General features: G+C 66.1%; 26 protein-coding genes and 1 pseudogene. 13 read left to right on the plus strand and 14 right to left on the minus strand.

Going from position 1 to position 25,970, the window contains the following annotated elements; genetic code table 11:
• The first annotated feature begins 2 nt into the window (after positions 1–2).
• Together C4S70_RS06330 and C4S70_RS19030 are read left to right on the plus strand one after the other, a co-directional pair.
• Positions 3–875 (plus strand): HpcH/HpaI aldolase/citrate lyase family protein, encoded by an 873-nt coding sequence (locus tag C4S70_RS06330; RefSeq protein WP_104007278.1) that lies wholly within the window; start codon positions 3–5, stop codon positions 873–875.
• Positions 876–995: 120 nt separating this feature from the next.
• Complete coding sequence (locus C4S70_RS19030; protein WP_327315064.1) at positions 996–1,415, plus strand: AAA family ATPase; 420 nt, start codon at positions 996–998, stop codon at positions 1,413–1,415.
• A 235-nt stretch (positions 1,416–1,650) separates the two neighbouring features.
• On the opposite strand, the gene C4S70_RS06340 is transcribed toward C4S70_RS19030, so the two are convergent.
• The 8 genes and pseudogenes from C4S70_RS06340 to C4S70_RS06375 all read right to left on the minus strand — a co-directional run bounded on the left by C4S70_RS06340 (position 1,651) and on the right by C4S70_RS06375 (position 7,657).
• Positions 1,651–2,718, minus strand: a complete 1,068-nt coding sequence (locus C4S70_RS06340; protein WP_104007279.1) for a ferredoxin--NADP reductase — start codon at positions 2,716–2,718, stop codon at positions 1,651–1,653.
• A gap of 11 nt (positions 2,719–2,729) precedes the next feature.
• Positions 2,730–2,951 (minus strand): hypothetical protein, encoded by a 222-nt coding sequence (locus tag C4S70_RS06345; protein ID WP_104007280.1) that lies wholly within the window; start codon positions 2,949–2,951, stop codon positions 2,730–2,732.
• Between the two features lie 7 nt (positions 2,952–2,958).
• Positions 2,959–3,438 (minus strand): hypothetical protein, encoded by a 480-nt coding sequence (locus C4S70_RS06350; protein WP_104007281.1) that lies wholly within the window; start codon positions 3,436–3,438, stop codon positions 2,959–2,961.
• On the minus strand, positions 3,435–4,325 hold the full coding sequence (locus tag C4S70_RS06355; RefSeq protein WP_104007282.1) for an ABC transporter six-transmembrane domain-containing protein: 891 nt from the start codon (positions 4,323–4,325) through the stop codon (positions 3,435–3,437). Before C4S70_RS06355 ends, C4S70_RS06350 begins: the two co-directional genes overlap by 4 nt.
• Positions 4,322–5,488, minus strand: a pseudogene (locus C4S70_RS06360) (aromatic ring-hydroxylating oxygenase subunit alpha). Before C4S70_RS06360 ends, C4S70_RS06355 begins: the two are co-directional and overlap by 4 nt.
• 10 nt (positions 5,489–5,498) lie before the next feature.
• On the minus strand, positions 5,499–5,762 hold the full coding sequence (locus tag C4S70_RS06365) for a hypothetical protein (protein ID WP_104007283.1): 264 nt from the start codon (positions 5,760–5,762) through the stop codon (positions 5,499–5,501).
• Positions 5,759–6,349: a TetR/AcrR family transcriptional regulator gene (locus tag C4S70_RS06370; RefSeq protein WP_104007284.1), complete on the minus strand. Its 591-nt coding sequence runs from the start codon at positions 6,347–6,349 to the stop codon at positions 5,759–5,761. The genes C4S70_RS06365 and C4S70_RS06370 overlap by 4 nt, the downstream gene beginning before the upstream one ends.
• Before the next feature lie 111 nt (positions 6,350–6,460).
• A complete protein-coding gene (locus C4S70_RS06375) occupies positions 6,461–7,657 on the minus strand; it encodes an oxidoreductase (RefSeq protein WP_104007285.1) in 1,197 nt (398 codons plus the stop codon).
• 103 nt (positions 7,658–7,760) lie between these two features.
• On the opposite strand from C4S70_RS06375, the gene C4S70_RS06380 reads away from it, so the two are divergent.
• The gene (locus C4S70_RS06380) at positions 7,761–8,663 is read left to right on the plus strand and encodes a LysR family transcriptional regulator (protein ID WP_160114849.1); all 903 of its coding nucleotides are present in this window, start codon (positions 7,761–7,763) and stop codon (positions 8,661–8,663) included.
• Positions 8,664–8,948: 285 nt separating this feature from the next.
• Here the strand turns inward: C4S70_RS06380 and C4S70_RS06385 are convergent, their stop codons facing one another.
• Complete coding sequence (locus C4S70_RS06385) at positions 8,949–9,293, minus strand: antibiotic biosynthesis monooxygenase family protein (protein ID WP_104007287.1); 345 nt, start codon at positions 9,291–9,293, stop codon at positions 8,949–8,951.
• A 101-nt stretch (positions 9,294–9,394) separates the two neighbouring features.
• Positions 9,395–10,579, minus strand: coding sequence for an MFS transporter (locus C4S70_RS06390; protein WP_104007288.1), 1,185 nt, complete (start codon positions 10,577–10,579; stop codon positions 9,395–9,397).
• Positions 10,580–10,673: 94 nt separating this feature from the next.
• On the opposite strand from C4S70_RS06390, the gene pdxR reads away from it, so the two are divergent.
• The 5 genes from pdxR to ilvD all read left to right on the plus strand — a co-directional run bounded on the left by pdxR (position 10,674) and on the right by ilvD (position 16,121).
• Positions 10,674–12,077 (plus strand): MocR-like pyridoxine biosynthesis transcription factor PdxR, encoded by a 1,404-nt coding sequence (pdxR, locus tag C4S70_RS06395; RefSeq protein WP_104007289.1) that lies wholly within the window; start codon positions 10,674–10,676, stop codon positions 12,075–12,077.
• A 444-nt stretch (positions 12,078–12,521) separates the two neighbouring features.
• On the plus strand, positions 12,522–12,935 hold the full coding sequence (locus tag C4S70_RS06405; protein WP_104007291.1) for a universal stress protein: 414 nt from the start codon (positions 12,522–12,524) through the stop codon (positions 12,933–12,935).
• 33 nt (positions 12,936–12,968) lie between these two features.
• Positions 12,969–13,466 carry a sulfopyruvate decarboxylase subunit alpha gene (gene comD, locus C4S70_RS06410; protein WP_104007292.1) on the plus strand — a complete coding sequence of 166 codons (498 nt, stop codon included), beginning with the start codon at positions 12,969–12,971 and terminating at the stop codon, positions 13,464–13,466.
• A gap of 1 nt (position 13,467) precedes the next feature.
• Entirely contained in the window at positions 13,468–14,022 is a 555-nt protein-coding gene (gene comE, locus C4S70_RS06415; RefSeq protein ID WP_104007293.1) for a sulfopyruvate decarboxylase subunit beta, read from the plus strand.
• A gap of 257 nt (positions 14,023–14,279) precedes the next feature.
• On the plus strand, positions 14,280–16,121 hold the full coding sequence (gene ilvD / locus C4S70_RS06420) for a dihydroxy-acid dehydratase (protein WP_104007294.1): 1,842 nt from the start codon (positions 14,280–14,282) through the stop codon (positions 16,119–16,121).
• 64 nt (positions 16,122–16,185) lie between these two features.
• On the opposite strand, the gene C4S70_RS06425 is transcribed toward ilvD, so the two are convergent.
• A complete protein-coding gene (locus C4S70_RS06425; RefSeq protein ID WP_104007295.1) occupies positions 16,186–17,328 on the minus strand; it encodes a mandelate racemase/muconate lactonizing enzyme family protein in 1,143 nt (380 codons plus the stop codon).
• A gap of 71 nt (positions 17,329–17,399) precedes the next feature.
• Here C4S70_RS06425 and C4S70_RS06430 point away from each other — a divergent pair, with 71 nt between their 5' ends.
• Positions 17,400–18,194, plus strand: a complete 795-nt coding sequence (locus C4S70_RS06430) for an NAD-dependent epimerase/dehydratase family protein (RefSeq protein WP_104007296.1) — start codon at positions 17,400–17,402, stop codon at positions 18,192–18,194.
• 2 nt (positions 18,195–18,196) lie between these two features.
• On the opposite strand, the gene C4S70_RS06435 is transcribed toward C4S70_RS06430, so the two are convergent.
• Positions 18,197–19,294, minus strand: coding sequence for a mandelate racemase/muconate lactonizing enzyme family protein (locus tag C4S70_RS06435; protein WP_104007453.1), 1,098 nt, complete (start codon positions 19,292–19,294; stop codon positions 18,197–18,199).
• Between the two features lie 99 nt (positions 19,295–19,393).
• Here C4S70_RS06435 and C4S70_RS06440 point away from each other — a divergent pair, with 99 nt between their 5' ends.
• Positions 19,394–20,509: a THUMP domain-containing class I SAM-dependent RNA methyltransferase gene (locus C4S70_RS06440; RefSeq protein WP_104007297.1), complete on the plus strand. Its 1,116-nt coding sequence runs from the start codon at positions 19,394–19,396 to the stop codon at positions 20,507–20,509.
• A gap of 136 nt (positions 20,510–20,645) precedes the next feature.
• Here C4S70_RS06440 and C4S70_RS06445 read toward each other — a convergent pair whose 3' ends face one another.
• Entirely contained in the window at positions 20,646–21,491 is an 846-nt protein-coding gene (locus tag C4S70_RS06445) for a fumarylacetoacetate hydrolase family protein (protein WP_104007298.1), read from the minus strand.
• 44 nt (positions 21,492–21,535) lie between these two features.
• On the minus strand, positions 21,536–22,228 hold the full coding sequence (locus C4S70_RS06450) for a GntR family transcriptional regulator (RefSeq protein WP_104007299.1): 693 nt from the start codon (positions 22,226–22,228) through the stop codon (positions 21,536–21,538).
• Between the two features lie 212 nt (positions 22,229–22,440).
• Here C4S70_RS06450 and C4S70_RS06455 point away from each other — a divergent pair, with 212 nt between their 5' ends.
• From C4S70_RS06455 to C4S70_RS06465, 3 genes are all read left to right on the plus strand, one after another.
• Entirely contained in the window at positions 22,441–23,451 is a 1,011-nt protein-coding gene (locus C4S70_RS06455; protein ID WP_104007300.1) for a TRAP transporter substrate-binding protein, read from the plus strand.
• Between the two features lie 82 nt (positions 23,452–23,533).
• Positions 23,534–24,334, plus strand: a complete 801-nt coding sequence (locus C4S70_RS06460) for a TRAP transporter small permease subunit (protein ID WP_104007301.1) — start codon at positions 23,534–23,536, stop codon at positions 24,332–24,334.
• 6 nt (positions 24,335–24,340) lie between these two features.
• Positions 24,341–25,936 carry a TRAP transporter large permease gene (locus C4S70_RS06465; RefSeq protein ID WP_104007302.1) on the plus strand — a complete coding sequence of 532 codons (1,596 nt, stop codon included), beginning with the start codon at positions 24,341–24,343 and terminating at the stop codon, positions 25,934–25,936.
• Positions 25,937–25,970 lie beyond the last annotated feature (34 nt).

Raw genomic sequence — 25,970 nt, forward strand, 5'->3', positions numbered from 1 at the left:
CCATGCCGCTGCCCCCGCACCCGTTCGGAACCTGGCTGTTCGTGCCGGGGGACGATGCGAAGAAACTGGCCAAGGCATCGGCCTGCGGCGCGGACGTGGTGATCTTCGATCTCGAGGACGCGGTTGCCCCGGCGCGCAAGGATGTCGCGCGGTCGCTGACGCTCGCCGCCTTGCGGCGGCGGGAGGGGGGGCCGGCGCGCTATGTTCGCGTGAATGAACTGTCTTCGGGCCGGACGGCAGAGGACGTGGGCGAAACCATCGACGGTTGCCCCGATGGCTATGTTCTGCCGAAATGCGAAGGCCCCGAGGATATCGAGGCGCTGGCGGCGATGATCCGGGCGCACCGGTCCGACCCGCAGCCGGGGATCGTCGCGATCAGCACCGAAACCGCGCGCGCGGTGCGCAACCTGATGCGGCTGGACTGGGCGCACCCGATGCTGGTGGGCCTGGCTTGGGGCGGCGAGGATCTGCAAGCCGACCTCGGCGCGCGGTCGAATCGGGGCGAGAGCGGGGAATACCTGTCGCCCTTCGTGCTGGCCCGCGATCTGGCGTTGCTGGTGGCGCGCGATGCCGGGGTGCTGGCGATCGACGCGGTTTATACCGATTTCCGGGACGTCGCCGGCCTGCGAGGCGAGACGCAACAGTCCCGCCGGCTGGGGTTCGACGGCAAGATGGCGATTCACCCCGCGCAGCTGCCGGTCATCCGCGAATGCCTGTCGCCGGATGCGGACGAACTGGACTGGGCCCGCCGCGTGGTCGCGCTGCTCGAAGCCTCCGGGACGGGTGTTGCGGAACTGGACGGCAAGATGCTGGACCGGCCGCACCTGACCCTGGCGCGACGGATCCTCGGTCGTGGGGCGGGTGGAAACGGTTGACATCGCGCCGCCGCTCGCCGCCTGTCTGGGCAACCGCCGCCGCCGATCCCGCAGGAGGCGGTGTTCCAAGCCCGGCGCGAGATCGCGGGCATTCACGTCTCGGACGCGATGGAACGCTACATGGCCGATCTGGTCCATGCCACGCGACAGCCGGGTTCGTTCGGCCCCGACCTTGGCCGCTGGATCGAGATCGGCGCCAGCCCGCGCGCGTCGCTGGCGCTGGACAGATGCGGGCGCGCCCATGCCTGGCTGCGGGGGCGCGATTATGTCGATACGCTGGACATTCGCGCCATCGCGCCCAACGTATTCCGCCACCGGCTGCGGCAAGAAATACGACCCCCAGACGCGCCGCTATGCCTCCTCCGAGGTCGAGATGGGCGTGGGCTGTCAGGCTTGCCACGGCCCCGGATCGCGCCATGTGGACTGGGCCGAACGCAACCGGGAGACACCCGTCGCTCCGCCCGAGCATTACGGGTTCACGATGGATTTTGCCATTGCCGGGACCGAGGCCCTGATCCGGCAATGCGCCGGCCGGCATAGTCGGGATAGCTGGCCGCATCCGCTTCGCATGAAGCATGATGGGTCGATTACGACGGCAACGGGCGGCAGGAGCAGGAATCGCTGAGCGGGCAGACGCGGACCGCGTTCGCCCAAAGGCCGCAATCGGACCGACCAACAGAAAGAAACAGGAACGGAGTCCACATCTGAACGGCCCGGATCAGGGGGCAACGTCGGGGCCGTTGCCCCGCTCCGGGGAACGGGCTCCGACGCCGTGCTACTCCCCGTTCGCGAACCTCAGCGCGATCCGGTCGGATTTCGCAACCGCCTGACAGGCCAGGACGTCGCCGCGGGCGATGTCGGCATCCTCCAGCGCCATGCGGGCGCGCATGTGAACCACTCCCTCGGTCAGCCGCGCGCGGCAGGCGCCGCAGACCCCGGACTGGCAGGCAAAGGGCGGGGTAAGTCCGGCCGCGCGGGCCGCGTCCAGGATCGTCTGGCCGGGTGCGATCGGCACGTCGCGGGTCTCGGCGCCCAGCGTGATGCGCGCGGTGGCCGAGACGCCGGGGGCGTCGTCTGCGGGCGCGGCGGCGGTGTCGCCGAAACTTTCCATATGGATACGAGTGGCCGGCACATCGAGCGCCATCAGCGCCTCGCGGACGCTGGCGTTCATGCCGCCGGGGCCGCAGATCCAATATTGGGCGTCCTGCGCCACCGGCGGCGTTTCCTCGATCGCCGTCCTTATGGCTTCGGCGTCGATCCGCCCCCGGCGCCAGGGGCTGAACCAGCTCAGGAGCGATTGCGACGACAGCACATGGCGGAGGGTGAACCGATCGGGATGGGCCTCGGCCAGCCCGGCCAGCTCTCCGCGGAACAGGATCTCACGCTCGGACCGATTGCCATAGAACAGATGCGCCACCGAATGCGGTTCGTTCCGCAGCATGTCATGGATCATGGCAAAGAGCGGCGTGATCCCGCTGCCGCCGGCAAAGAAGTAATGCGTGCGCCGCGCCGTGGCGCGGGGGACGAGCGTAAAGCCGCCAAAGGGGGGCATGATCTCGACCACATCGCCGGGGCGCAGGGCATCGCCGATATGGTTCGACACGATCCCGCCCTCGACCCGTTTGACGGTGATTCGCAGACACTCGCCCGGCGGATTGGAGATCGTGTAGCAGCGCCGCTGCTCGCCGCCATTCAGGTCAAGGCGCAGGGTCAGGTGCTGCCCGGCGGTCCAGCGGAAGGTTTCGGCCAGATGCGCGGGAACGTCGAAGACGACGCTGGTGGCGCGGCCGCCGATCTCGGGCTGGACGTCGGCAACGATGAGGGGGTGAAAGTCTCCGGTCATCGGTGTTCCTTTCAGGTGTAGAGAGCGAGACCACCCCAAAGGGCGGCGAGGATTGCGATGGCCAGGGCAAAGGCCCAGGCGGGCGGCGCGTAGCCGGTGAGCCACATCGTCGCGTAGTCGGCGGCCAGCCACAGGACGATCCAGACGGCCCAGACGGCCAACGATGCGCCGGTCAGAGAGAGCCAGACGAAGCTGCCGAGAAAGGCGGCGTTCAGCAGAAGGAAGAGGATCATGCACGCCTCACCGATAGTCCATGGTGGTTTCGAGCTGGCGGATCACCCAGCGTCCGCGAAGTCGGACCAGGGTGAAACGGTCGGTCTGCACCATCTGCCCCGAATGGCCGTTCCATTCGTATTCGACGGTGGTGACGGCGGTCGCAGCGGCCCCGTCATCGGTGATCTCGGCGTCGATCTTCGGCGCGGAGCGGGATGCCTCCGCATACCCGTTCATGGCCTCCGCCATCTCTGGCATGTCCTTCCAGTCGGGCAGTTTCGCCCAATCCGAGACGGCATAGGAATAGGGCTCGCCGGCCTGTTGTCCGGCATACAGAATGGTGATGGAGTGGGTGGCCTCGGGGTGCCAGTCCCTCCAGTTGCCGCCGGTATCGGCTGCCGCGTAGTAGCGCCGGACCACCTCCTCGGGGGTAGCGGACGTTGCCGCATAAGCCAGCCCGGCGGCCACGATCAGGCCGGCCAGAACGGCAAGGATTCGCTGCTTCATCGGATGTTCCCTGGGGTGTTGATGCGCGCGGTGACTTCGCTCAGCCGCGACAGGGATTGCAGGGTCGCCGGCAGGATCAGGGCACCTTCGACGAAATCCCACGAATAGGTGACGATCGAGAACACTCTGCCGGCGGTGATCTCGATTTCGCGCGTGGCGAACCACAGGTTGAACAGGACCGAACCCAGAAGGGCGGTGAAGATCAGCCCGTAGACCAGGCCTTCGGTGTCCGAGACGCGGATTTCGCATCGACGCAGCGCCAGCAGATGCGCCCCCAGCCGGGGAATGGAGCGGCCTTCCAGAACCTGCACCTGGCGTTCGGCCTCTTCGTTGAGCGCCCGGTTGAGGCGATAGAATCGCCCATGCGCCAGGCCATAAATGGTCAGGGTGACCAGCGCGGCGGCCGCGGCCGTGCCTGCCAGCGCGGGATGAAAGCCGAACAGGATGACGACCGCCGCAAATGTCCGGAACAGGGCGGTCATGGCCTCGGGCAGTTCGGTTTCAAGAAAGTCCACCAGCTCGCGGCCCATGCCAAGGCGCGCGCTGAGCCGCGAGACCGGAAGGTCCGACGAGCGCCGGGCCAGATCCTTGCCCAGTTCAACGCGCATGACCCCATAGGCGCGCGTATCGAAAACCCGCCGCAGGGTGCCCAGCAGGATCAGCACCGCCAAGGCGACGGCAAGCTGGACGAACGCGGCCGTGTCACCGCCCGTCAGCCCGTCGATGGCCCGCCCGATCAGAAGCGGGATCAACGCGAACAACGCGATTTCCATCAGCGTCATGGCCCATGTGCCGAGGATGCGCGGCCAGAAGGCCGCGAACAGGCTGCCAAGGGTCAACGGCCGGCCCCGCAGGGGGCCGGTCCGCCGCGGCTTGCCAAGGGTCATTCGCCGGAAGCCTCCTGCGCGGCCATGAAGTCCAGCACCACCTGCTGGTGCATGATGATCGGGCTTTCGCCGCTGGCGGCGGGGCCGATCTCCAGATAGGGGCTGGCCAGGGATTTCTGCTGCTGCTCGCAGGCATAGACGTCTTCGGCGGTGAAATCGCCCGAGGCCATCGGGTCATCTTCGCCTGCCACGTCGTCGCCCTGATATTTCGGGCCGCCGAACTTGCGCCAGAACCCGTAGGAGGACCAGCTTTGCCGGGAGAATTCCCAGGACGAGGCATTGGCAAGCTTGGTGCGGTTCTCCACCCGCGTGAGATCCGGCGCCAGCGGGGTGACGATGAAGATGTTCCAGCTGTCCTCACTGCCCGCCAGCCCGATGCCGGGAAAGAGCATCGGCACCCAGGCGCCCACATGGGGCCTTGGGATCACCCGCGGGGTGGGCAGGTTCTTTTCCAGATCGCGGGCGTAATCTGGCGACGGTGGCTCCCAGAAATGGTAATGCGGACCCTTCTAGCCATATTCGGCGCGGGCGTGGTCATACATGTGCAGCGTGTTCGAATGCAGGTGGCTCAGGTGATAGACGTCGATGTAGTTCTCGACCACGATCTTCCAGTTGGCGCGGATCTCGTAAGTCTGCCGGGCCTCTTCGTATTCCACCAGTTCCTCTGGCCTGTGCGGTCCCAGAAGCGGATCGACAGGCCCGAACCACTCGGCGAGGCTGGGGGCAATCGGGTCGGGGTGGACGAAGATCATGCCGCGCCAGACATCGACGCTGGCGGGCCTCAGCCCCAGGCAGGACTTGTCGATCCCGTTCGGGTATTCGCGGTCCTCGTCAGGGACAGAGATCAGGTTTCCCTCGAGGTCATAGGTCCAGTCGTGATACGGGCAGGTCAGCGCCTTCTGCGTCTTGCCCACGGCGCGGATCAGCTGTGTGCCGCGATGGCGGCAGATGTTGTGAAAGGCGCGCAGGCGCCGGTCGCGGCCCATCACCACGAAGATGTTGTTCAGCCCCGCCTGGACCGAGATGTAATGACCCGGTGCGGGGACATCCTCGGCCAGGCCGGCATAGCGCCAGCTGCGGGAAAAGATCAGCCGCTGTTCGCGGTCGAACCAGTCCTGCGAGGTATAGGCCTCGGCGGGCAGGCGGTGATACATGCGGGTCATGGGCAGTTCCTCAGACAAGCCAGGGGGCGTATTGGGGGAAGAGGCTGGCCGCGATCATCATGGCGCCGAAGAGCGCCCACAGGATCACCACGAACCAGAACAGAAACGGGTCTTCGGCGCGGTCGATCTCGAACACCAGAAAGGTCTGGCCGGATTGGACTGCCGGAACCAGCCACCACAGGAACACCAGACCCCAGACCCAGTAGAGGCCGAACCAGGCCGCGACGAGCAGAATGGGCAGGGCAATGTAGTTGATGATCCGTTCGCGGGTCATGTCTGACCTCCCAGACAGGTGGCAAGGGTCAGGGCGGCGGCCTTCAGATCAGTCCGCCAGGTCGCGGGCGGCGCGATGGGCTCCAGCGCGTCGATGGTCTGAATGCAGGCGGTGATGCCATGGGCGGCGGCGCGGATGCGGTCGGGCGGGGCACCCGGATGGGCGCGGGCCAGCACCGTCTCGATGACGGCGAGGAATTCGGCATAGCTCTGCGTCAGCTTGCGGCTCAGATCGGGGTCATTCTGGGCGGCGGTGGCCAGCGCCTGCCAGGCCAGCATCAGCCGCGGGTCGTGGCCGTCGCCGCTTGCGAAAAGCGCGTCGATCAGCTCGGCCGGGGTGCCAGTGGCGGCGAAATGGGCCTCCAGCGCCTCCGTCACCTCGGCGAAGGCCGCGATTACATGGGTCGCGAGCGCCGCGATCATGTCCTCGCGGTTGCCCAGATAGTGCCGCAGCAGCGGGCGCTTCACGCCTGCCTCGGCGGCGATGCGCTCCTGCGTCGCGCCCTCCAGTCCGAAACGGGCGACGCAAGTCAGGTAGGCGTCAAGAATTTGTCCGGACCGTTGGTCCTTCAGGCTGGGGCGTGGCATGGCGACTCCGTTTATTGTCACAAATGACAAAAAATACATCGCCGTATTTTGCCAATGGTGCCAATAAATCTTTCCACGCTGCCCCGGTTGGAGGCTGCCGGGCGTGCCGCCTCACGCGTTGCGGCGCGAAAGCCGCGCGTTCCAGACGCCCTCCCGCGCGGCATCGCGCGCCTCATAGGCCTCCAGCGCGGCGATGACGTCCAGATCCGGGTCCAGGCCCCGGCCATCGGCGATGCGGGCGAGCTGCATGGTGAACCAGGCGGTGACGCCGCTGGGCGGCGAGGCGTCAAAGCGGGGAAAGCGCGGATCCGGCCCGCCATTTTGCCATGTGGTGGCAATATCGGGATCCAGCACCAGGGCGCGGGCCAGCCCGACGGCATCGACGTTGCCGCTGGCGACGGCCTCTTCGGCTTCGCGCCGCTGCTTGAAGCCGCCGGTCGCCATCAGGGGCACCGAGGTCAGCCGCCGCGCGGCGCGCGCGAAATCCAGAAAATAGGGGCCGGACGTGGCCCGGTCGGAACTCGACGCCGCGCCCGGAAAATAGGTGCCGCCGCTGATGTCGATGAGATCGACGCCCCGCATGCCGATCTCACGCACCACCTCGAGCGCCTCTTCCGGTTGCAGCCCGCCGTCGAGCTGGTCGGTGGCGTTCAGCTTGACGGCCACGGTGAAGCCCGGGGCCACCGCCGCCCGCACCGCCTCGGTGACTTCGAGCAGAAGCCGCATCCGGTTGCCGATGCCTCCGCCATAGGCATCGCCCCGGCGGTTGAAGAGCGGCGAGAGGAACTGGCTGAGCAGGAAGCCATGCGCGGCGTGAATCTCGACGCCGCCGAAGCCAAGAGCCTCGGCCCGGCGCGCGGTGCGGGCGAAATGATCGGGCAGGGCGCGGATCTCGTCCAGGGTCAGTTCCCCGGCACGCAAACCGGGCAGGTTCAGCGCGCTCGGCCCCTTCGGCGAGCCGATGGCGGGCGGTGTCAGGGCACCGGCGTGTCCCAGTTGCAGCCACAACCGGGCGCCGCCAACCGCCCCGGCCCGAGCGAGCGCCCGAAACGCCACGACATCCGAGCCGTCATGCAGCACCAGGTTCCCCGGCCTTTCGGCGAAACGGGGATCGCCCTGAACCTCACCGATGATCGCGGCTGCCACCCCGCCCAAGGCCCAGCGTTCATACAGCCGCATCTGCGCGCGGGTCGGATTTCCGCGTCCGTCTCCAAGCGAATCCGACATCGCTGCCTTGACGATCCGTTTCTTCAGGTGGGCGCCATTTGGCAGGTCAAGCGGTGTGAAAAGGGCAGAAGTGGGTGACATGGCGGTCTGGCTCTTCGTGGAACAGGGTTGATTAAAGATAGAGTGGATTGGAAAAGCCGATAATATACCGGTTGATCCGTTGACTTGATCCATGAAGGAACAAATGAACCGCCTTTCGGACCTTGAGATTCTGTTGAAGGTCGTTGAGTTCGGCAACTTCTCGGCCGCCGCGCGCGCCCTTGGGCTGACGCCGTCGGCGGTCGGCAAACGGATTGCCCATCTCGAGGCGCGGCTTGGAACGTCTTTGCTGATGCGTTCGACACGGCGGATGAGCCCGACCGCAGCGGGGCGGCATTATGCCGAGGAGGCGCGCGAGATCTTGGCCCAGCTGAATGCGCTGGAAGAGGACGTCATGGCGGGGGCCTCGCGGCTGCGCGGGTTGGTCCGTGTCACCGCCCCGAATGCCTTTGGGCGGCTGCATGTGGTGCCGGCGGTGGTGGCGTTCATGCAGGCGCATCCGGAGGTGGAGATCGAACTCGACCTGACCGACCGGACGGTGGACCTGGTGGCCGAAGCGGTGGATCTTGCCATTCGGACGGGGCGGCCCGTCTCAAGCGGGTTGATCGGTCGGCGCGTGGCGGGCTATCGCCGCGTGATCTGCGCCAGCCCCGCCTATCTGGAGGCGCGCGGCCGGCCCGACGGTCCGGGCGACCTGACACTTCACCGCTGCCTGAAACTCGCGCGGGAAAACCTGACGTCCGACTGGGGTCTGGCGACCGGATCGGCTCCGGCTGGGCTTCTGGGGGCGGGCTTTCGATGCAACGCGCTGGATGCGCTGCGGGCGGCCTGCCTCGCCGGCGAAGGCATCGCCTGCCTTCCGCTATTTCTGTGCGACGACGATATCCGGGCGGAGCGTCTGAAGATCCTGATGGAAGACCGGATGGACCCGGATGCCGAGGGCGGCATCATGCTGCTGCGCCCCGAAACGACCACGATCCCGCGCCGGGTCCGGGCGCTGATCGATTTCCTTGCCTGCGAGTTGAAGAGCGCGGCCACTGACATCTGACCGCAGACCCGCAAAGGCTCGGGGACAGCGACGCAATGGTCTTTGCGTCAACTTGGCCTTCTGCCTATGTCATGTTTCGGCTCTTTCCGGCCGATCACCTTCGGCGGCAGGCGGAACATAGAAGGCAAGCCGTGAACCGAAAGGCCGATGTCAGAATTCTGCCCCGCGTCTGCCCGCTGGACTGTCCCGACATTCGCAGCCTGTCGGCGGGGTCTTGGACGGAGCGCTGGTCGAGGTCAGGGGGTCGAACGCGAACCCATATCCGCAACGCGCTCCCGCTGAGCCTCAGCCATGCGCGCCGCGGCTGTCGGCCGGGGCCTTTGCCCGGTCATGCATGCCGTAGTCGCGGATGACGCCGGCCACGCGCAGGCGGTAATCCGAGAAGATCCCGCCGCGGCCCTTTTCCTGCCCGGCCCGGTGCCGGGGCAGGTTGCGCCAACGCTCGACCGCCTCTTCATCCCGGAAGAAGGACAGCGACAACAGCTTGTCGGGGTTGGTCAGGCTCTGGAACCGCTCCACCGAAATGAACCCCTCGACCTGCTCCAGCAGCGGCTTCAACTCGGCGGCGATGTCGAGGTAGTCCTGCTTGCGCCATTCGGCGATCTCGACTTCGAAGATGACGGCAATCATTCACGATACTCCTGTGTGAGCGGGATCCAGCGGAGCCCGGTGAAACATGGCGCGGCGCCAGGCCATGACCGCGGGCTCGGCAGGGTCCGAGTGTGCCGGCCTCATGCCTCGACCGGTGCGGCGCGGCGGCGCTGCAGGCCGCGAAGGGCGGCGATGCTGGCCTCGACCCCCGCCAGCGCCGCGACCAGCCCCAACAGCGCCGTGCTGCCCGTCTCGACGATCATCCAGCCCGCGATCAAGGGAAAGCCGAAGATGCCGATGAAATAGCTCAGCGCGAAGAACTGAAGCGTCTGCGGCACGAGATCGGGATCGGCGTCGTTGGCGGCCATCGCCGCCAGGATCGGATAGCTGACGCCATAGCCGATGCCGAAGAGGAACGCCACGGCCAGATAGGTCGCCGCGTTGCTGCCGCTTCCAAGAAACAGCACCACCGAGGCGAACATCACGAATTGCAGGGCGGCGATGGTCATATAAGGGTTGGCGCCGCCTCTGAACCGCGCCAGCACCACCCGGAACACCACGACGGTCACGGTGTAGGCCAGGAAGTAGTCGGCATAATCCAGCCCCCTCTCATCGGCAAAGACGGTCTGGAAATTGTTCATCCCCGCAAAGACCGACGCGCCGAGGCAGACCATGATCACCGGCAGCCGCGCGGGCGAGCGCATGATGGCGCCCACCGCCGCCAGCGACAGCGACGAGCGCGGCTCCGCCCCGGTGGCCAGCGACAGGGCGCGCACGGGGGCCGCCAGGGCAAAAAAGATCGCCGCTGCCAGCGCGCAGAGCGCCGCGGTGACGAAGAAGGCGTCATTCACCGTCAGGCCCGCCCGCTCCATCATCGCCGCCATCACCGGCGACAGGCCGAACCCCGCCATCAGCGCCACCGACAGCAGGGCAAAGAAGCGCACCCGCTCATCCTCGGCGACCAGCCGGGTCAGCGCGACCGGCGACAGCGCATAGGTCAGCCCCCAGCCAAAGCCGATCGCCACGCTGGCAAGGATCAACAGGGCGCCCACGCCGCCGGCCAGGCCATAGCCCGCCAGCGCGGCCGCGATCGACAGGCAGGCGATACCCAGCATGCGCATCCGCCCGAACCGATCCGACAGATGCCCGGCATAGTAGACTGACACCAGCGTCGCGATGGTGGTGATGAACAGCATGGCACCAACCACTTTTTCGTTGGCGCCGAAAGTTTCGAACAGGCGCGGCAGCAGGAAGGTCAGGCCATAGGCGCCGGCTTGAAGGAAGGTGGCGACGTAGAAAAGGGACAAAACGGCAAGACGACTCATAGGGGATTCCTTTCGGCGAACGAGTTACGTTTGCCTTGCCACGATTTTGGCTGCCTATTAATGTCCAAAGTATGATCATTTTACCATACCAATCATGAAGCAGAGTCCTTGGCTTGCCTTTTCCATCGACCGGCGCGCGAAGGCGCCGATCTTCGAACAGATCTGCTCGGGTCTGCGGAAAGCCATCATCGCCGGCGAGTTGACCGAAGGCACGCGGCTTCCGCCGACCCGCGCCTTCGCTACCGAACTGGGCGTGTCCCGCTCCACGGTCGTGACGGCCTATGAGCAACTCGTCGCCGAAGGCTATCTGAGCAGCCGCCAAGGTTCGGGCTATCGGGTCTGCGCCATTGGCGAGGTCGAACGTCTCCGGCCGGCCCGCCGGCGCAAGGATACCGCGGACCAAGGCCAGGCCGGCCCGCCCCTTCCTTTCGAGCCGAGCCAGCCCGACATGCGGCTGTTTCCCTACCGGCAATGGGCAAGGGCCGTCTCGCGCCTGTGCCGCACCGATCCCCGGTCCATGCTCGAGGGCGGCTCGCGCCTCGGCAATGCCGAGCTGCGCGAAGCCATTGCAGATCATGTCGCCCAGTGGCGCGGGATCGACGTCGCGCCGGGCCAGATCATCGTCACCGCGGGCTCGACCGATGCGCTGGAAATCTGCCTGCGGACGCTGGCGGAGGCGGGCGATACCATCGCCTTGGAAGATCCCGGTTACCCGCCCCTGCGCCACTTTGCCAAAAACCATGGCCTCATGGCCGAGTATCTCAAGATCGACGATGGCGGCGCGCTGCTGCCGCGCGCGGGCTCGGCCGCGCGACTGGCGGTTCTGACCCCGTCGCATCAATACCCCTTGGGCGGCGCGATGTCGCCCGGGCGGCGGCTGGAATTTCTCGCCTGGGCCAGAGAGCATGACGGCTGGATCATCGAAGACGATTATGACAGCGAGTTTCGATATGCCGGCCGCCCGATCCCGGCCATGGCGGGGTTCGACCAGCTCGACCGGACCATCTATGTCGGCAGCTTTTCCAAGATCTTTTCGAACGCATTGCGGCTTGGCTACATCGTCGCCCCCGAAGCCCTGGTGGATCGACTGGCTGCGACCCTGGGCCGGTTCGGGCTGAAGGCCAGCTACATGCCGCAGCCGGCGCTGGCCGCGTTCATGCAGTCGGGCGAGTTCTACCGGCATTTGCGCCGGGTCCGACGGATCTATGGCGAGCGCCGGAAGTTCCTGATCGAGCGCCTCCGGCACGACTTCGCCGATCATGGCCATGTCGTTGACCATCAGGCCGGGATGCAGCTCGTGTTTCACCTGGCCGATGGTCTTGACGATGCCGAAATCGCGCGCCGTGCGGCGGCGCGGGGCGTCTGTGTGCGTCCGCTATCGGCGTTCTCGATCCGTGACACCGGGCACAACGGGCTGATCCTGGGTTTTTGCGGGTTTTCCGAGGATGAGATGGCCCCTGCGCTCGACGTCCTGAAGGCCTGCATCACCGGGCGGTAGCCATCGCCACGAAAGCCCTTTCCGCATGGCTCGCCCGGCTCTTGCAGAACTTTGACGTGCCGAAACTGGGATGCGATATCTTCATTCGCCGACCTCTCTCGTTTGCCGGCGACCACCGATCCCATGAATAGGGAACGAATCCGTCCCGGTTTCCGCCGCGCGGCTGATCCGAGGCCGGGCGGGTCTTGCAGACGCCCCAGAGACGGATTGATATTCCCCCGGTTTGCCCTGCATCAGGGCCACGGCGATGCGGCCATCCTCGCGGTTGAAGGGACATTCCGCGCGACCTTTGAAGGCCGGCCGGGCGATTTGGACTGGCCCGAAACCCGGCCCCTGTGCGACGGTGATCAGGCATTCGCGGATATCAGGCAGGGCCGGGTGGCCGGGCCCAAGATCTTCCTGATCCCCTGAGATCCGCGTCCGAACCGTCGAAAGGAAAAACCGATGTACAAGAAAATCATCCTCGCCCTGTCGCTGGAACACGGCTACAGCACCCGCGCACTGGAGGTCGCCCGCCGACTGCGCGCCGAAGACGGCGTGATCCAGGCCGTCCACGTCTATGAACAGCCCAGCAGCAATGTGGGCGCCTATCTGGACGAGGAAATCCTGGCCATGGCCTATGCCGAGGCCCGCGCCCGCCTGAAGGAACGGGTCGCGAACGCCCCGGATGTGGAACCGGTGATGCTCAAGGGCCATTCCGGCATGACGATTGCAGAATATGCCGCCAGTTCCGGCGCCGACCTGATCGTGGTGGGCTCGCACAAGCCCGGCCTGCGCGACTACTTCCTCGGCTCGACTGCGGCCCGCATCGTGCGCCACGCGCCCTGTTCGGTGCATGTGCTGCGCGACGCCGACTGAACCGGCGCAAGAACAACCAACGGAGCCCCGACCATGACCATTCACGAAAGGATCGCCGACGACCTCGTGGCCGCCGGGATCGGGTTCATCACCTCCGTGCCCTGCAAGCAGCTGGCCGGCGTCATCGCCGAGATCGACCGCCGGCCCGACCTGCTGCATGTTCCCTGCAATAAGGAGGACGAAGGCATGGGGCTGTGCGCCGGGGCGTGGATGGGCGGCAAAAAGCCTTGCATCATCATGCAGAACACCGCGCTGGGGGTGACGGTGAACACGCTGGCCACGCTGATCCAGTTCTACCGGATGCCGCTGCCCATGCTGATTTCCTATCGCGGAGAGCTGGGCGAGCCGGTCGCCTGCCAGGTGGAGATGGCGGTGCACACCAAGGCGCTGCTGAACCAGCTGCACATCCCCACCTACCATTTTCACCGGCAGGCGGACGTGGAGGAACTGCCGAAGATCCTCGACTACACCTTCATGTGCAACAAACCCGTGGCGATCCTGACAGATGCCAGCTTCTGGGGAGGATACTGAGATGATCCGCGCCGACATCTTCCGCGACATCGCGCCGGTGATCCGCGACCATCTGGTGGTCTGCAACATCGGCATTCCCAGCCAGGAGCTGCACGCCATCGACGACCAGCCGACGAATTTCTACATGCTGGGGACGATGGGGCTGGCCTCGTCAATCGGCTTTGGCCTGGCGCTGGCGCAGGACAAGACGGTGATCGCCATCGACGGCGACGGGTCGGTTCTGACCAATCTCGGCACGCTGCCCACCATCGCCAACAACGACGCCGACAACTATATCCTGCTCATCATCGACAACGGCTCCTACGGATCGACCGGGGATCAGCCGACCTATGCGGGGCGGTGCACCTCATTGGCCGAGGTGGCCGGCGCCTGCGGATGCGACCATGTGGTGGAATGCGCCGCCGAGGAGACCCGCGCGGCGCTGGAAACCGCGATCGCCGCCCGGCGCAAGACCGCGATCGTCGCGAAATGCGAAAGCGGCAACGAAAAGCATCCCGTGATCGCCATGGACCCGGTGGTGATCCGCGACCGCTTCATGAAGGCGGTCAAGGCCTGAGAGCATGGGCAACCCGCGGCCGCCCCCGGCGCTGGTCCGATGCCGGTCCGGGTAGCGGCGCGGCCCCGGTCCGGCTGACCCAATTGGGCGGAATGCCGGATACGAAACCCTGGTCCTGACCGAGGAGGTGACCGAGTTCGGTTGCCGGTGCAAGACCGGCTCCCGCCATTGGCCGATCCCGTTCCCGCGCGGTTTCCCTTGAAATCCCGCGCCTGACGGGGGAAACAGCCTGACGAGACAATCAGGGGGTCCAGACGATGCCGCATTACCGTTCCAGACGTTCGACGCATGGCCGCAACATGGCCGGGGCCCGTGGGCTGTGGCGCGCGACCGGCATGACTGACAGCGATTTCGGCAAGCCGATCATTGCCGTGGTCAATTCCTTCACCCAGTTCGTGCCTGGCCATGTGCACCTCAAGGATCTGGGCCAGATGGTCGCGCGCGAAATCGAGGCCGCCGGCGGCGTCGCCAAGGAGTTCAACACCATCGCGGTGGATGACGGCATCGCGATGGGCCATGACGGGATGCTCTATTCGCTGCCGTCGCGTGAAATCATCGCCGACAGCGTGGAATACATGGTCAACGCCCATTGCGCCGATGCGATGGTTTGCATTTCCAACTGCGACAAGATCACCCCGGGCATGATGATGGCCGCGATGCGGCTGAACATCCCGACGATCTTTGTCTCGGGCGGGCCGATGGAGGCCGGCAAGGTCAAGATCGGCGACATCGAACGCGCCGTGGATCTGGTGGACGCGATGGTGGTCGCCGCCGACGACAACTATACCGACGCACAGGTGAAGGCGTTCGAGGAAAACGCCTGTCCGACCTGCGGGTCGTGTTCCGGCATGTTCACGGCGAACTCGATGAACTGCCTGGCCGAGGCGCTGGGGCTTGCGCTGCCCGGCAACGGGTCGATGCTGGCCACCCACGCCGACCGCAAGCGGATCTTCCTGGATGCCGGCCGCCGGATCGTCGAAATCACCAAGGCCCATTACGAAGAGGAAAAGCCGGGTTATCTTCCGCGCGAGATCGCCACGCGCACCGCGTTCGAGAATGCGATGAGCCTGGACATCGCCATGGGCGGGTCCACCAACACGGTGCTGCACCTGCTGGCGATCGCGCATGAGGGCGGGGTCGATTTCACCATGGACGACATCGACCGGCTGAGCCGCAAGGTGCCGGTTCTGTGCAAGGTCGCGCCGTCGGTGCCGGACGTGCACATGGAGGACGTCCATCGCGCGGGGGGCATCATGGGCATCCTGGGCGAGATGCACCGCGGCGGGCTGATCGACGGCAGCGTGCGCACGGTGCATGCCGACACGATGGCGCAGGCGCTGGCGAAATGGGACGTGATGCAGACCAACGACCCCGAGGTGGAACGGTTCTACCGCGCCGCGCCGGGCGGGGTGCGCACCACGCAGGCCTTCAGCACCGAAAACCGCTACAAGGAACTGGACCGCGACCGCAAGGGCGGCGTGATCCGGTCGGCCGATCACCCGTTTTCCCGCGATGGTGGCCTGGCGGTCCTGTTCGGCAACATCGCCGAGCGCGGCTGCATCGTGAAGACCGCCGGGGTGGACGAATCGATCCTGAAATTCTCGGGCCCCGCGCATGTGTTCGAAAGCCAGGACGAGGCGGTGAACGGCATCCTGACCGGCAAGGTCAAGGCGGGCGAGGTGGTGGTGATCCGCTTTGAGGGCCCGCAGGGCGGGCCGGGGATGCAGGAGATGCTCTATCCCACCAGCTATCTGAAGTCCAAAGGTCTGGGCAAGGCCTGCGCGCTGTTGACCGACGGGCGGTTTTCGGGCGGCACGTCGGGTTTGTCGATCGGGCATGTCAGCCCCGAGGCGGCCGAGGGCGGCCTGATCGCGCTGGTGGAAACCGGCGACACGATTGAAATCGACATCCCGAACCGCTCCATCAACCTGGCCGTGGACGAGGCCACGCTGCAGGCCCGCCGCGCCGCCAAGGGGCCGCTGCCCTGGGGGCCGGCGGCGCCGCGCCCACGGGCGGTGTCCACCGCGCTCAAGGCCTATGCGCTGCTGGCATCCTCTGCCGACAAGGGCGGCGTGCGGATCCTGCCCGAGGATCGCTGAGTCCCAGCGCGTCCGGCAGGAGGTTTTGGCAGGGGGCGGGGGCTGCCGCCCCTTTTGCGGGTACTCACCCCCGCGCGGCGAACTCGGCCAGCGCGTCACGGTTCACCTCGATCCCCAGCCCCGGCCCGTCGGGGATGGCGACCCAGCCGTTTTCGTGTTCGATCGGCTGTTGCAGCACCTCCTGACGGAGCGGGTTCGGCGTGCGGTCGAATTCCAGGATTGGCTCCACCGGGTCGGGCCGGAACGGGTCCGGCACATGCGCGGCCATGAACTGCAACGCCGCGGCCAGATGCACCCCGGTCCCCCAGACATGCGGCACCAGCCGCACCCCGTGCAGCGCGCACAGGTCGGCGATGCGGCGGGCTTCGGTAAAGCCTCCGCAGCCTGCAAGATCCGGTTGCAGAATGTCCACGCAGCGCCGCTCCACCGGATCCTTCATCCCCCAGCGGGCGTGCCAGGTTTCGCCCCCGGCAACCGGGATCGGCTGGGCGCGGCGGATCTCGGCATAGGCGTCCAGCCACTCGGGCAGCACCGGTTCTTCGAACCAGTCGATGTCGTATTCGGCCGCCGCGCGGCCCAGCCGGACGGCCTCGACCACGTCATAGCCGTGGTTGGCATCAATCATCAGCCGCATTTCCGGACCCATCGCCTCGCGCGCGGCGGCGATCACGGCCAGATCCCGCGCCACGCCAAAGCCGATCTTGATCTTGGCGGCATGAAACCCCTCGGTGCGGTAGCGGGCGACCTCATCCGCCACGTCCGACACCCGGTCCACGCCGGCGCGCCAGAACCCGCCGGTGACATAGGCGCGCACCCGTTCGCGGAACCGCCCGCCCAGCAGGACCGACACCGGCAGGCCCGCCGCCTTGCCGCGAATGTCCCACAGCGCGATGTCGATGCCCGACAGCGCCGTGATGGCGATCCCCCGCTGCCCTTGGTCGCGCAGCGCGTTGTAAAGCGTGATCCAGACCTTTTCGGTCTCCAGCGCGTTCATCCCCGCGGCCCATTGCGAATAGGCCGCCACCGTGGCCGCGTTCGGCCCCACCGGACCAAGGCATTCGCCCCAGCCCACCGTGCCGTCGGCGCATTCGACCTCGACCAGCAGATGCGCGCGCCGGTCGAACCGGGCCGAGGCGCTTTGGAACGCCACTTCGAGCGGCGCCTCGAGCGCATGGGTGCGGATGGCGGCAATGGTCTTGCCTTTCATCTGGGTCTCCTTGGGCGATGGTTCTTGCGCCCCGCCGCGGCGCGGCTACGATCCGGGGCGGGAGGTTGGCCATGAAACGATTGCTCATCACCGGCGCGGCGGGCGGGATCGGCACCGCGATGCGGTCCCGGCTGGCGCATCTGGCCGAAACGCTGCGGCTGGCGGACATCGCGCCGATCCCCGATCCTGCGCCGAACGAGGAAGTGGTGCAGTGCGACCTGGCCGACCGCGACGCGGTTTTCGACATGGTCGCGGGCTGCGACGGCATCGTGCATCTGGGCGGCGTGCCGGTCGAGCGCAGCTTCAACCAGATTCTGAACGCCAACATCATCGGCCTGTTCAACCTGTTCGAGGCCGCCCGCGCCCACGACCGCCCGCGCATCCTGTTTGCCAGTTCCAACCACGCGATCGGCTATTACCGCCAGACCGAGCGTCTCACCGCTGCCAGCCCCACGAAACCCGACAGCCTGTATGGTGTCTCCAAGGTGTTCGGAGAGGCGTTGGCGTCGATGTATTTCCACAAGTTCGGGCAGGAAACTGCCAGCGTGCGGATCGGATCCTGCGAAACCCGCCCCACCGACCGGCGGATGCTGGCGACATGGCTCAGCCACGACGATTTCGCCGCGCTGGCCGAACGGGTGTTCGCCGTCCCGCGCCTCGGCTGTCCGATCATCTACGGCGCCTCGGCCAATGACGAAAACTGGTGGGACAATGGTTCTGTCTCCTACCTCGGCTGGCGGCCCAGGGACAGCAGCGCGAAATGGCGGGCCGAGATCGAGGCCACGACCCCGCGCCCCGCGCCAGACGATCCCGTGGCGCTGTTCCAGGGCGGCATCTTCACGCAGGAGCCGATCCACGAAGACTGACCTCACGCCCGCCCGTCATGCGCGGCGGCGAGTTTCTCCCAGTCGAAGGTCACGCCGATGCCGGGCACGTCCGGGGCCACGGCCATGTGATCCTCGACCACCAGCGGCCGGGTGGTGTAGGCGTCGATGGGAAAGCTGTGCACCTCGAGCCAGCCGCCGTTGGGCCGCGCGGAAACGAGGCTCACATGCAGTTCCTGCATCCCGTGGGAACAGGCCGGGATGCCGTGATCCAGCGACTGTTCGGCCACCCGCAACCAGCCGGTGATGCCGCCGCAATTGCTGGCATCGGGCTGGATATAGGACAGGTGCGCATCGGCAAAGGCGTATTCGAATTCGTGGATCGTGTGCAGGTTCTCGCCCATCGCCAGAGGCACGCCGGTTTCCTCGGCGATCCGGCCATAGCCCTTGTAGTCGTCGGGGATGGTCGGTTCCTCGAACCACAGGATGCCGAACTCTGCAAAGCCCCGCGCCGCCTCGATCGCCCGCTCGACGCTCATCGAGTAATTTGCATCCACCATGAAGGCCCGGTCCGGCCCCAGCACCTCGCGCACCGCCTTGGCGCGGGCAAGATCCTCGGCCAGCTCTGGCCGGCCTACCTTGATCTTCACCCCATTGAACCCGGCCGCAAGGAAGCCTTCGGTCTGGCGGATCAACTTGGGCAGGGGAAAGTTCAGGTCGATCCCGCCGCAATAGGCGCGACAGCGGTCCGACGCGCCGCCCGCCATCCGCACCAGCGACTGCCCGCGCTGCTTGCCGCGAATGTCCCACAGCGCGATATCGACCGCCGAGATCGCAAAGGACGCCACGCCGCCGCGGCCGACATAGTGGATGTGCCACTGCATCGCGTCATGCAGACCCTCGACGTCCTCGGCGTCGCGACCGGTCAAAAAGGGCGCAAGGTCATGCTCGATCATCGCCAGGATCGCGTGCCCCCCGCGCCCGCCGGTATAGGTATAACCGGTGCCCTCGCTGCCGTCGGCCAGCCGCACGGTGGCGGTGATCAGCTGGAAATGCGTGTGATCGCCATGTTTGGCATCCACCAGAACCTCGGCCAGCGGCAGGTTGAACAGCCGCGCCTCGGCGCTTGTGATCTTCGACACCGGATCCTCCCAAAAATGGTATACCAAATCATCTGCCGCCGGTGCCGTGCTGTCAAGAAATGGGTCGCGGAGCGGGGCGTTTCCGGTTATGGCGGCGGCATGGAACGGTCGGACGACTTCGAAATCTTCCTCGTGGCCCCGCCTGGGCTCGAGCCGGTGTTGCACGACGAAGCAGTTCAGGCGGGCTTTGCCGGCGCGCGCGTGGTGCCGGGTGGCGTTTCGTTCCGCGGCGGCTGGGCGCAGGTCTGGCGCGCCAATCTCACCTTGCGCGGCGCGACACGCGTGCTGGCGCGGATCGGGGAATTCCGGGCGTTCCACCTCGCCCAGCTCGACAAACGCGCGCGCAAATTCGACTGGGCCAGCGTTCTGCGTCCCGACGTGCCCGTGCGGGTCGAGGTCACCTGCAAGCGGTCGAAGATCTACCACGCTGGCGCGGCGAAACAGCGGATCGAACGGGCGATTGCCGAAACGCTGGGCGCGCCGCTGGCCGAGAACGCCCCAGTGCAGGTCAAGGCGCGGATCGACGACAACCTCGTGACGCTCAGCGTCGATACGTCGGGCGACAGCCTGCACAAGCGAGGCCACAAGGCGGCGGTCGGCAAGGCGCCGATGCGCGAAACGCTCGCCGCGCTGTTCCTGCGGCAATGCGGATATACGGGGGCCGAGCCGGTGGTGGATCCGATGTGTGGATCCGGCACCTTCGTGATCGAGGCGGCGGAAATCGCGGCGGGGCTGCTGCCGGGGCGGTCACGCGGTTTTGCCTTCGAACATCTCGCGAGCTTCGATCCTCAGGCCTGGGGCGCGATGCGCCCGTTCACGCCCGCCAAGACGCCGTCGATGCGCTTTCACGGTTTCGACCGCGACGCTGGCGCCATCGAGGCCGCCCGGGCCAATGCCGACAGGGCAGGGGTCGCGGATATCACCGTGTTTGAACGTCGCAGCATCGGCGATCTTGCGCCGCCGGACGGCCCGCCCGGCCTGGTCATCGCCAACCCGCCTTACGGCGCGCGTATCGGCGACAAGAATGCGCTCTACGCGCTCTACGCGACCCTGGGCCAACGGCTGCGCGATCGCTTTTCCGGCTGGCGCGTGGCAATCGTCACCAACGAAGCGGGCCTGGCCCAGGCAACCGGCCTGCACTTTGACCCTCCCGGGCCGCCGGTGCCCCATGGCGGGCTCAAGGTCCGCCTCTACCGTACCGGCCCGCTGGGCTGACGCGGCTGCCCGCTTCCTCTTGCCAAAAATATCCCGGGGAGCGCGTCGCACCTTTGGTGCGCCTCCGGCGCAACGGGCAGCGCCCCTCGCATCGGTCGGATCGGCGCAGCCGATCCGAAACCGGTCCGCCGCCAGCCTACTCGGCGGCCACAACATCCTGCCGCTGACGGCCCAGCCCCTCGACCTCCAGTTCCACCACGTCGCCGGGGCGCAGGAACCGCGGCGGGTTCATCCCCATGCCGACCCCCGACGGCGTGCCGGTGGCGATCACATCACCGGGGATCAGCTCCATGAAATTCGACATGTAGGCCACGATCTGCGCCACGCCAAAGATCATGTCGGACGTGTCCGAATCCTGCACCACTTCGCCGTTCACGCTCAGGCTCAGCTTCAGCGCCTGCGGATCGGGCACCTCGTCCGCCGTCACCAGATACGGCCCGCACGGCCCGAAGGATGGCGCCGACTTGCCCTTCATCCAGGTGCCACCGCGCTCGATCTGAAACTCGCGCTCGGACACGTCGTTGATCGTGCAATAGCCGGCTACATGGTCCAGCGCCTCCTCCTCGGAAACATACAAGGCGCGCTTGCCGATCACCACGCCCAGCTCGACCTCCCAGTCGGTCTTGACCGAGCCCCGCGGGATGATGATCGGATCGTTCGGCCCGCTCAGCGCGGTGGTGGCCTTGTTGAAGATGATCGGCTCGACCGGAGGCTCGGCGCCGGTTTCGGCGGCGTGTTTGGCATAGTTCAGACCGATGCAGTAGAAATTCGGCACCCAGCCGAGGCAAGCGCCGATCCGCCCCGGATCCTCGACAACTGGAAGGCTTTCGACGTCGATCGCGCCCACCGCCTCCAGCGCCTCGAGCGAAACGCCGCGCCCGGCGAAATCCTCCACCCTGCCGGACAGATCCCGCACCCGGCCCGCCGCGTCCAGAATGCCCGGTTTCTCGGCCCCTTTCGGGCCAAAGCGCAATAGCTTCATCTCTCTCCCCTCATCCTTTTCATGGGTTGGAAAATCGTGGTCGATCAGCCCTTGCCCGTCGCGGCCGGATCCTCTGCGGGCCGGGCGGTGTCGGGCTGATCGCTGAACTTGTCGCGGATCGCATCCAGAAGGTTCTTCAGATGCGCGTGTATCTCGCCGGTCACCAGTTCGGTGTCGCGCTGCTCCAGCCCCCGCACGATCTCGCGGTGCTGGCGGATTACCCGGTCCTTTGTGTGGCGGTTGCGGGCCGACAGGAACCGTGCCCGCCACAGACGCTCCAGATAGGCGCGGTGGGTTTCGGCCAGCGCGGCATTGTGCGACGCCCGCGCGATCGCAAAGTGGAAATCCATGTCCATCTCGAACCGGTCCAGAACGTCGGCGCTGTCGAATTCGCGGATGAATCGTTCGTTGCGCTCGCGGATTGCCGCGATCTCGTCATCGGTGGCGTTTTCGACCGCCAGCCGCCCGGACAGGATTTCGAGAGCGATCAACACTTCCAACTGGTCGCTTACCTCCTTCAGCGTCGGATTGGCGACGATCGGGCTGCGCGCGGGGCGCAGGATCACCAGACCCTCCTTGGCGAGGATCCGGATCGCCTCGCGCATCGGCGTGCGGCTGACCCCCAGCTCGGCGGCATTGTCGCGTTCCTTGATCGGCGCGCCCGGCGCGAGCTTGCCGCGCAGGATGTCCCGGCGCAGCCGATTCGCGATCTGTTCGGGCAGGGTCGGGTTGGTCATCTCGGTCCTGTCGTCGCTGGCCCAGCCTTTGTTCCGCGTTTTTCTGCAAAATTCCAGAGGTCGCGTCCTTTCGATTTTTGGTATACCATTTTCCGAAAGTTTGGTATACCAAATTCACGGCGCGCCGGTTCCGCGGGGAGAGGAGACCTGAGGGACGGGCGCGCCAAGGCAATGTCCGCCGGATCGGGCGGGCGTACGATCAGGGAGGATTCATGAAACTCAAACAGACACTGGCCGTTGCCGCGCTTGGCGCCGCGCTGGCCGTTCCCGCGACCGCCGAAACCACCTTGCGCATCCAGACCCACTATGCGCCCGAAACCGTGTCGGGCAAGCTGGCCGCTCAGTTCGTGGACGACGTGCAGACCATGTCGGGCGGCGACATCAAGATCGAGATGTTCTATTCGTCCTCGGTGGTGAAGTCGGTGGAAACCTTCGACGCCGCCGCCAGCGGCATTCTCGACTGCGACATGACCGGCGGCGCCTACCAGACCGGCAAGAACCCCGCCTTCCAGTTCGTCGGCGACATCATGGGCGGCTATGACACGCCCTGGCAGCAATATGCCTGGCTCTACAATGGCGGGTTCGAGGCGGCCGACAAGCTTTACAACGAATACAACATGAAGCTGGTCGGCTGGTGGATCTACGGTCAGGAAAGCTTTGCCTCGACCCGGCCGATCGCCGGGCTGGCCGACCTGAAGGACTGGAAGTTCCGCTCGCCGCCGGGGCTGGAGACGGAAATCCTCGCCTCGCTGGGCGCGAAACCGATCGTAATGGATTTCAACGAAATCTTTACCGCGCTGGAAACTGGCATCATCGACGGGGCGGATGCGTCCAACCTGGCCAACAACATGTCGATGGGCCTTTACGACATCGCCAAGCACGCCAACTTCCCCGGCTTCCATTCGATGCCGTCGGATCATCTGGCCTGCCGGTTGGACAAGTGGAACAGCCTGAGCGATCAGGAAAAGCGCATCATCGACACCGCGATGCAGAAGCTGGCCTTCCAGACCGCGCTGACCTTCGAGGTCAAGAACCTGCAGGCCAAGGCCGAGCTCGAAAAGAAGGGCGTCAAGATCTACAACTGGTCCGAGGCCGACCGCGCCGCCTTCCGCAAGGCCGCGCAGGACGCCTGGCAGGGCTGGGCCGACAAGACCCCCGAGGCCCGCGCGCTGGTTGACAGCCATATGGCGTTCCTCAAGCAACTGGGCCTTGTGTCCGAATAACCCGGCCTGACCGGCACATAACGGAGCGGGCGGCCCCCATGCGCGGGGCCGTCCCTGCCCAGGGACAGGGGGAGCAGTCAGGATGCGGGCCATCTTGCCGCTGAAGGAGATCCTGTGGCCGGCCGTCTTCATCGCCGGGGCCGCGTGGGTGATCTGGAACTTTCCGAAATTCATCATCAGTTTCGGCTGGGCGTCGGACGCGCTGAAGGTGCTGCACGGCCCCGCCGGTGCCGCCGACTGGCTGGCCCTGGCGCTGATCGTGGCGGGGTTCGTCATGGGGATCAGGACGGTGCGCGCCACCGCCATGGAAGAGCCGATCCAGTCCTGGTTCGACCGGATCAGCCTGTTTCTGGCGCGGGTGACGATGCTGCTGATCGTGATGCTGGTCAGTGTGATGATGTACGAGGTCGTGCTGCGCTATGTGTTCGAGCGGCCAACGCTGTGGGCCAATGAACTGTCTCTGTGGACGGCCGGGTTCATCTTTCTCTTCGCCGGGCTTTACGCCATGCAGCAGCGCAGCCACATCCGCATCTATCTGCTCTATGACGCGATGCCGCGCTGGATGCAGAAGGCATCGGACGTGATTTCGACCGCACTGATCTGGGTTTTCACGGTCACCATGATCTGGGGCGGCTACGGCGAGGCGCGCGACAAGCTGCTGCGCTGGGAAACCTTCGGCACCGCCTTCGACCCGCCGATCCCGGCCACACTGAAGCCGATGGTGCTGATCGCGATCCTGCTGGTCAGCGTGCAGGCGCTGGCAAACCTGATCGTGGACTGGAACAAGGCGCCGATCCATCACGCGCCGGTGGACGAATCCGAGATCGAGGAACTGGTCCACGAAATGGAAGACCGCGCGCAAGACGCGGATCAACGGGGGTAGGGGCGGATGTTCGACATTGCCACGATTTCGATGGTCCTGCTGCTGGCCATGCTGTTCCTGCTGGCCATCGGCATGCAGCTGGGCTTTGCCAGCGCGGTTCTGGCGCCGCTTGTGCTGCTGATGAAATTCGGCCCCGATTTCCTGTTCGGCAATTTCGGCGCCGGGCCGCTCAACATCCTCGCGCAGCGCATCTACGGGCTGCTGACTGATTACGTTCTGATCTCGATCCCGCTGTTCATCTTCATGGCGAACCTGCTGGAACGATCCGGCATCGCCGGCGAGATGTACAATTCGCTGAACGCCTGGCTGTCGCGCACCCGCGGCGGCATCGCCATCGTCACCTCGATCATGGCGGTTATCATGGCGGCCATGTCCGGCATCATCGGCGGCGAGGTGGTTTTGCTGGGGCTGATCGCGCTGCCGCAGATGCTTCGGCTGGGCTACAACCAGAACCTCGCCATCGGCACGATCTGCGCCAGCGGCTCGCTCGGCACTATGATCCCGCCATCGATCGTGCTGATCATCTATGGCCTGGTCACCGACACGTCGATCAAGGCGCTCTTTACCGCGGCCTTCCTGCCGGGTTTCATGCTGGCGAGCTTTTTCATCATCTACATCCTGATCACCACGCGGCTGAACCCAGAAAAGGCACCGCTTCCCGAACTGCGGCCCGGTGATCCGGTGGGCTGGCAAAAGGCGGGACTGTTCGCCACCTTCCTGCTGACCATCGGCGCGGGGTTCCTGGGCGCGCTGTTCCTGCGGGCGCTGTTCTTTACCGTCACCGGCCAGAATCGCGCGGTCGAAGGCGTGGACCCCATCACGCTGGGCACGCCGGATTACGTGTGGAAGTTCGGCGCGGCCTTCGGCCTGTGCGTGGCGGCGATCCTGCTGGTGGCCGGGCGCGAACGGTTCCGCCGGTCATGGGCCATGGGCAAGGGGCTGGTTGCGCCGATCGTCGTGATCGGGGTGGTATTGGGGTCGATCTACGGCGGCATCACCGGCATTACCGAGGCCGCCGGCATGGGCGTGGTCGCCGTCGGAACCATTGCCGCGATCCGTGGCGAGATGTCGTTCCACCTTCTCTGGGACAGTCTGAAACGCACGCTGCGGTCCACCGGCACGATCATCTGGGTGACGATCGGGGCCACCGCGCTGGCAGGCGCCTACACCATCGCCGGCGGGCCGACCTACATCGCCACCACCATCATCGGGGCCGACCTGCCGACCATGGGGATCATCCTGGTGATGATGGTGATCTTCCTCTTTCTCGGCGCCTTCATGGACTGGGTCGGCATCGTCCTGCTGGTGATGCCGGTGTTCCTGCCCATCGTGTTGCGCCTGCCGGTCGAGGAGATCGGGTTTCTGGGCCAGCTCGACCCCCGGCAGGTGTCGATCTGGTTCGGGGTGGTGTTCTGCATGAACATGCAGGTCAGCTTCCTGTCGCCGCCTTTCGGCCCGGCGGCCTTTTACCTGAAATCGGTGGCGCCGCCGCATATCTCGCTGACCGATATCTTCAAGGGGTTCCTGCCCTTCATCGGCATCCAGATCCTGGCGCTTTCGGTGCTGCTGATCTGGCCTACCATCGTCACCGTGTTCCTGTGACGCGCCGGCGGGGGCCGGTTTCGGCTCCCGTCTC

It is taken from the genome of Jhaorihella thermophila (assembly GCF_900108275.1).
Taxonomy (GTDB): Bacteria; Pseudomonadota; Alphaproteobacteria; order Rhodobacterales; family Rhodobacteraceae; genus Jhaorihella; species Jhaorihella thermophila.

Bases quoted from the DNA above. Each gene is read 5' to 3' on its own strand.
- C4S70_RS06450 (WP_104007299.1), bottom strand. From the start codon at position 22,228: ATGACCAACCCGACCCTGCCCGAACAGATCGCGAATCGGCTGCGCCGG.
- C4S70_RS06445 (WP_104007298.1), bottom strand. From the start codon at position 21,491: ATGAAGCTATTGCGCTTTGGCCCGAAAGGGGCCGAGAAACCGGGCATT.
- C4S70_RS06345 (WP_104007280.1), bottom strand. From the start codon at position 2,951: ATGATCCTCTTCCTTCTGCTGAACGCCGCCTTTCTCGGCAGCTTCGTC.
- C4S70_RS06405 (WP_104007291.1), top strand. From the start codon at position 12,522: ATGTACAAGAAAATCATCCTCGCCCTGTCGCTGGAACACGGCTACAGC.
- C4S70_RS06390 (WP_104007288.1), bottom strand. From the start codon at position 10,579: ATGAGTCGTCTTGCCGTTTTGTCCCTTTTCTACGTCGCCACCTTCCTT.
- comE (WP_104007293.1), top strand. From the start codon at position 13,468: ATGATCCGCGCCGACATCTTCCGCGACATCGCGCCGGTGATCCGCGAC.
- comD (WP_104007292.1), top strand. From the start codon at position 12,969: ATGACCATTCACGAAAGGATCGCCGACGACCTCGTGGCCGCCGGGATC.
- ilvD (WP_104007294.1), top strand. From the start codon at position 14,280: ATGCCGCATTACCGTTCCAGACGTTCGACGCATGGCCGCAACATGGCC.
- C4S70_RS06375 (WP_104007285.1), bottom strand. From the start codon at position 7,657: ATGTCACCCACTTCTGCCCTTTTCACACCGCTTGACCTGCCAAATGGC.
- C4S70_RS06350 (WP_104007281.1), bottom strand. From the start codon at position 3,438: ATGAAGCAGCGAATCCTTGCCGTTCTGGCCGGCCTGATCGTGGCCGCC.
- C4S70_RS06455 (WP_104007300.1), top strand. From the start codon at position 22,441: ATGAAACTCAAACAGACACTGGCCGTTGCCGCGCTTGGCGCCGCGCTG.
- C4S70_RS06385 (WP_104007287.1), bottom strand. From the start codon at position 9,293: ATGATTGCCGTCATCTTCGAAGTCGAGATCGCCGAATGGCGCAAGCAG.
- C4S70_RS06370 (WP_104007284.1), bottom strand. From the start codon at position 6,349: ATGCCACGCCCCAGCCTGAAGGACCAACGGTCCGGACAAATTCTTGAC.
- C4S70_RS19030 (WP_327315064.1), top strand. From the start codon at position 996: ATGGCCGATCTGGTCCATGCCACGCGACAGCCGGGTTCGTTCGGCCCC.
- C4S70_RS06440 (WP_104007297.1), top strand. From the start codon at position 19,394: ATGGAACGGTCGGACGACTTCGAAATCTTCCTCGTGGCCCCGCCTGGG.
- C4S70_RS06355 (WP_104007282.1), bottom strand. From the start codon at position 4,325: ATGACCCTTGGCAAGCCGCGGCGGACCGGCCCCCTGCGGGGCCGGCCG.
- C4S70_RS06460 (WP_104007301.1), top strand. From the start codon at position 23,534: ATGCGGGCCATCTTGCCGCTGAAGGAGATCCTGTGGCCGGCCGTCTTC.
- C4S70_RS06430 (WP_104007296.1), top strand. From the start codon at position 17,400: ATGAAACGATTGCTCATCACCGGCGCGGCGGGCGGGATCGGCACCGCG.
- C4S70_RS06380 (WP_160114849.1), top strand. From the start codon at position 7,761: ATGAACCGCCTTTCGGACCTTGAGATTCTGTTGAAGGTCGTTGAGTTC.
- C4S70_RS06465 (WP_104007302.1), top strand. From the start codon at position 24,341: ATGTTCGACATTGCCACGATTTCGATGGTCCTGCTGCTGGCCATGCTG.
- pdxR (WP_104007289.1), top strand. From the start codon at position 10,674: ATGAAGCAGAGTCCTTGGCTTGCCTTTTCCATCGACCGGCGCGCGAAG.
- C4S70_RS06330 (WP_104007278.1), top strand. From the start codon at position 3: ATGCCGCTGCCCCCGCACCCGTTCGGAACCTGGCTGTTCGTGCCGGGG.
- C4S70_RS06340 (WP_104007279.1), bottom strand. From the start codon at position 2,718: ATGACCGGAGACTTTCACCCCCTCATCGTTGCCGACGTCCAGCCCGAG.
- C4S70_RS06425 (WP_104007295.1), bottom strand. From the start codon at position 17,328: ATGAAAGGCAAGACCATTGCCGCCATCCGCACCCATGCGCTCGAGGCG.
- C4S70_RS06365 (WP_104007283.1), bottom strand. From the start codon at position 5,762: ATGACCCGCGAACGGATCATCAACTACATTGCCCTGCCCATTCTGCTC.